The sequence below is a fragment of the Endozoicomonas sp. ONNA2 genome, assembly GCF_024606365.1.
In the GTDB taxonomy this organism is placed as follows: domain Bacteria; phylum Pseudomonadota; class Gammaproteobacteria; order Pseudomonadales; family Endozoicomonadaceae; genus Endozoicomonas.
The window spans coordinates 1-2,538 of record NZ_JAHHPO010000126.1 but is presented as its reverse complement, the minus strand read 5'-3'; the positions used below and the strand labels follow the sequence as shown (position 1 = coordinate 2,538).

The following is a 2,538-nucleotide window of genomic DNA, read 5'->3' as shown; positions in this document are numbered from 1 at the left end:
ATGGTATAAAAATCAGAAAATTCCAGATTTAAATGAGGGGTGCTGAATAGTTACTCCCGGAGCAAGCTCTCGGACTCAAATAGAATCGGTTCCCGACGGGTCCAGTCTCCAAAGTCTGCCAGAGCAAAGACCCTTCGACGACGTTGGGGTACTCCATAAAATTGAGCATCACACACCCGCCATTCAACAAGCCCTTCCTTACCGAATGAAACTCCAGCGTAGCGCCAATTTTCTGCACATGACTGCTCAGTGCCAGTAAGTAATCGCAGTACTTCAGCAAAGTCCTTGCCCTGGTTGCTGCTGAAGGCGCCGGGCACGTTTTCCCAGAGACAAAACGTCATTTGTAGTATTTTCTGGCCCACCGAATAATCTGTATTGCTGCGAAGAAGAGTCCTGATCGTTCACCGTCAAATCCTTTTCGTTTGCCAGCCTCCGACAGATCCTGGCAAGGGCTGCCAAACACCACCAGATCGATTGGGCCGAGTTTGAGGATCATGGCTTCAGTGATATCCGTCACGCTGCCAAGGTTGGGTACATCAGGGTAGTGGTGTTCCAGCACTGCACTGGGAAACGGTTCGATTTCTGCAAATCCTGCCGGCGTCCACCCTAACGGATGCCAGGTAACGGTCGCTGCTTCAATTCCCGAAAATAACGACAGGTATCCCACGAACTCCTTCCCCCTACGCAAAGTTGATAACTCGCTCCACCAATGATTCCACCTTGTGCTGACTCCAACCCCGTCCCGGATGAAGTACGTACTTGAGCAACACATCCACTGCGGTGGAATACAACAACTCAAAATTCTCCTGACTCATGCTGGCAAACTTCAGGCTCCTGGCTCGAACCCGAACACCACCTCCGGGTACCCGATTACGTCATAAAATCCGGCCTTAACCGTCATCCAACGACGGAACTCATCAAAGTTTTTCTCCGGAGTGAACCACTGCTCGGTTCCTTCCATCTGGCACGGCTGGGGCTCAAAGTGATCAAAGCCCAACTTTAGCAGTGCAAAGAACTTGCGGTGAAAGTGCGGGTTACGTGTCTTGCGAAACTCTGCCCGAATCACCTGCCCGGTCTTTAGCTGCCGGATAAACATCTGGTCATCGTCCGATACCGGCACCAGCATCTGCGCCGAGACCTTCTGCAATACCAGCTCTGCCATCAGATGGCCTCCACAAAGTGCCAGCAAAGCACCATCACCAGCACAACCCAGAGCACTGCCAGCCAGACGCCACCCCTGAGCCCGTTCATTAGAACATCCCCATCAGTTTCTGCCGCGCACCCTGTCCATCCAGCGAGTCAATGCCCTGTTCAGCCATGCTCTCCCTCACCAGCTGATTCGAGTGAATGGCCGGGTCGAACTGATGCTCGATGGACAATCTTCCAGCGGCAGGCCCTGGCATTCACGGTTGACCAAAGCCTGATAAGCCGCCCCAAACCGACGCTTCACCTCCCGACACTCTTCCGCAGTACCGGCATTGCGCAGCTCATACCAACCTGCTGCCCGTCCTGCCAGGTATACCGCCCGATGGCTCCAGCCGTGATGAGCGGGTTGACTGGCATGCTCATTGGCTTCCCGCCAGGCTTTAGCCAGCGTGGGCAACCCGGGTTCTTCCGGCATCGGCTGGCACAGCTTGCGAAATTCTGGTGCAGTTGGCGGCCACTCACTACCAGCCAACCTTACACGGTTGAGCCCGATTTCCAGTTGGACAGGGTGCAGCCCATTCAGGGTTTTCAGCCACTCACCATTGCGATCAGCCAGACCGTAGGCACTGGTCCACTTCTGGCCGAACAGCCCCGTCATGGTCGAGAACAGATTCACCAGATCCCTCTGGCTCAACGTCGTAGATGGCTCCCTGTTCGCTGAAGGCTCCCTGTTCGCTGAAGGCTCCTGGCTCGAGGATATGGGCGTTGGCCTGTTCGACCTGCTCAACAAGGCTGAGTTTTCCAGAATTTCGCTGCCGGGCTTCATAGTTCACCGTCCATGGATTGCTGGCGTTGTCGGGGTTGTTCAGGTAGGCCGTGTGGTCTTCACGTACTGGGTACCCGTCACCCGGGTATCATCTCAGTAACGAGCGTAATTCAGGATGTTGGCCAGCGGGGCTTCAGGGGTATGACCTTCCCGGAGTCGTGTTTTGTAGTGACCAAAGGTTTTGGTTTTGTTGCCCTTGTCATCTTCCCGCTTCGGAACGGGTCATGAACCTTTATGAACAGAGTCAGGCCATTGTTGCACGACAGCAGTTCAATGAAACCTTTGCCCGGTTTCAGCAGGCACTGCCGGTGGTGAAGAAAAGCAAGAGTGCTGCTTTCAATACTAAAACTGGTGGTCGTATGGAGTACTCCTACGCTTCCATTGATGATGTGGTTGCTGCGGTTCAGCCGGTTCTGCATCGCTGCGGCCTGAGCTACTGGTTTGAGCAACAGCAGAACGGACCATCCATCACGATCACCTGCAATCTGGGTCATGTATCTGGCCACTCCATTTGTAAGTAGCTGGCCATATGGAATCGTATATTTCTGGCTACTTGGGCTGGTACT

The 2,538-nt window shown here is 54.1% G+C and carries 7 protein-coding genes; 2 read left to right on the top strand and 5 right to left on the bottom strand.

Translation table 11 applies throughout. The features are described 5' to 3' along the window. Positions 1–50: 50 nt before the first annotated feature. From KDK14_RS02380 to KDK14_RS02360, 5 genes are all read right to left on the bottom strand, one after another. Positions 51–341, bottom strand: coding sequence for a DNA cytosine methyltransferase (locus tag KDK14_RS02380; RefSeq protein ID WP_257263421.1), 291 nt, complete (start codon positions 339–341; stop codon positions 51–53). Then, entirely contained in the window at positions 338–667 is a 330-nt protein-coding gene (locus KDK14_RS02375) for a DNA cytosine methyltransferase (RefSeq protein WP_257263420.1), read from the bottom strand. Before KDK14_RS02375 ends, KDK14_RS02380 begins: the two co-directional genes overlap by 4 nt. Positions 668–680: 13 nt before the next feature. Beyond that, on the bottom strand, positions 681–815 hold the full coding sequence (locus KDK14_RS02370; protein WP_257263419.1) for a hypothetical protein: 135 nt from the start codon (positions 813–815) through the stop codon (positions 681–683). 11 nt (positions 816–826) lie between these two features. Beyond that, positions 827–1,162 (bottom strand): DUF1367 family protein, encoded by a 336-nt coding sequence (locus tag KDK14_RS02365; RefSeq protein ID WP_257263417.1) that lies wholly within the window; start codon positions 1,160–1,162, stop codon positions 827–829. A 165-nt stretch (positions 1,163–1,327) separates the two neighbouring features. After that, positions 1,328–1,822, bottom strand: coding sequence for a replication protein P (locus KDK14_RS02360; RefSeq protein ID WP_257263416.1), 495 nt, complete (start codon positions 1,820–1,822; stop codon positions 1,328–1,330). On the opposite strand from KDK14_RS02360, the gene KDK14_RS02355 reads away from it, so the two are divergent. Together KDK14_RS02355 and KDK14_RS02350 are read left to right on the top strand one after the other, a co-directional pair. Continuing rightward, on the top strand, positions 1,803–2,072 hold the full coding sequence (locus KDK14_RS02355; RefSeq protein ID WP_257263415.1) for a hypothetical protein: 270 nt from the start codon (positions 1,803–1,805) through the stop codon (positions 2,070–2,072). The genes KDK14_RS02360 and KDK14_RS02355 overlap by 20 nt on opposite strands. Positions 2,073–2,196: 124 nt before the next feature. Beyond that, positions 2,197–2,493 carry an ERF family protein gene (locus KDK14_RS02350; protein WP_257263414.1) on the top strand — a complete coding sequence of 99 codons (297 nt, stop codon included), beginning with the start codon at positions 2,197–2,199 and terminating at the stop codon, positions 2,491–2,493. The last annotated feature ends 45 nt before the right edge of the window (positions 2,494–2,538 follow it).